Annotated in this window: 1 protein-coding gene and 1 pseudogene; one reads left to right on the forward strand and one right to left on the reverse strand. The window is 61.6% G+C overall.

Translation table 11 applies throughout. The annotated features are described in order from the left end of the window. Window positions 1–121: 121 nt before the first annotated feature. On the reverse strand, window positions 122–1,018 hold the full coding sequence (locus AAAB16_RS22240; protein WP_340665293.1) for an EamA family transporter: 897 nt from the start codon (window positions 1,016–1,018) through the stop codon (window positions 122–124). Window positions 1,019–1,163: 145 nt separating this feature from the next. Between AAAB16_RS22240 and AAAB16_RS22245 the strand changes: the two are divergent. Continuing rightward, window positions 1,164–1,338, forward strand: a pseudogene (locus tag AAAB16_RS22245) (AraC family transcriptional regulator); the annotation flags it as partial.

Genomic DNA, 1,338 nt, shown 5'->3' on the forward strand with positions numbered 1-1,338 from the left:
ACCCCAACCCTCTCCCGCAAGCGGGAGAGGGTGCCTAGACGAGTAGTCGCGTCAACACCGATTAGTTCCCCTCTCCCGCGTGCGGGAGAGGGGGTAGGGGTGAGGGCCGGCCCAGCCTCGACTAGCGCGCCAACACCGGCGCCACTACCACCTTCGGCTTTCGAAACACCAACACATTGCCCACCATCACCAACACCAAGCCCATCAACGCTGGCGCGGTCCATTGGTAGCCTTCGGCAAACGCCGAGATATTCAGCGCCACCACCGGAAACAACACGGTGCAGTAGGCCGCGCGATCCGGCCCCATGCGTCCGACCAAGGTCAGGTACGCGGTAAAGCCAATCACCGAGCCCGGAATGGCCAAGTACACCAGCGAGCTGACGTATTGCGTGCTCCAGTCAAAGGTAAGCGGTGTGCCGCTAAGCAGGCAGTAGCCGCTAAGAATCAGCGCACCGTAAAGCATGCCCCAGGCGTTGGTGGTCAGCGGTCTCAGGCCGGCTTTCTGTTGCATGCTGGAGAGCATATTGCCGGCGGAAAAACACAGCGTGCCGAACAGGGCCAAGCCCAGGCCGATCAGGGTTTCGCGGCTGGCGTGGTGGCCCGCCAATTCCGGCCAGAACAGCAACGCTAACCCGGTCAAACCCAGGGCGCCGCCGGCCAACACGTTAACGGCAATGCGTTGACCAAAGAACACCCGCGCGTTGATCGCGTTCCACAAGGTGGCGGTGGAAAACACCACGGCGATCAGGCCGCTGGGGATCCACTGGCTGGCGGTGTAAAAGCACATAAAGTTAATGCAGAACAGGCACAAACCCTGGGCCAAACACAGCAACTGCGCGCGGCGGTTCATCGCTTGCAGGCGACGGCTAAGCAGCAGAATGGCAAACAGCACCAAGGCTGCCAGGCCAAAACGGTAGGCGATGGATAACGGGATAGCGACCATGCCGACTTGCAGTTTGATGGCGATCCAGGTGGTGCCCCAGATCAGCACGGTGAGCAGATACAGCGAAAGGTTCATGGCATAGCTCCTGAGCGATGCCGGCAGTGTGCGTGGCCGATCGTCCGGGCGCTTGCGTAAACTTGCGCTTATTTAGCCGCAGCGGCTGGCAGCAGGGCTCGCGCGCGTTAGCATAGGCCCCACGTTCCAGCAGGCGCACATGGCCATGGCCCTACTCCCGCACATTCAAGTGTTTCAATCGCTCAACAGCTCGCCCCATGCGCAGCTGGAGCATTGTGCCGAGCTGGGTGATGGGCTGACTGCGGCGATGTGGAGCAACTATCACGACGCCCGCGAGTACGAAGGGCCCAGTCACCACACCCTGTCGTGCTACCTGGCCG

The organism is Pseudomonas sp. (assembly GCF_037994325.1).
Lineage (GTDB): Bacteria > Pseudomonadota > Gammaproteobacteria > Pseudomonadales > Pseudomonadaceae > Aquipseudomonas.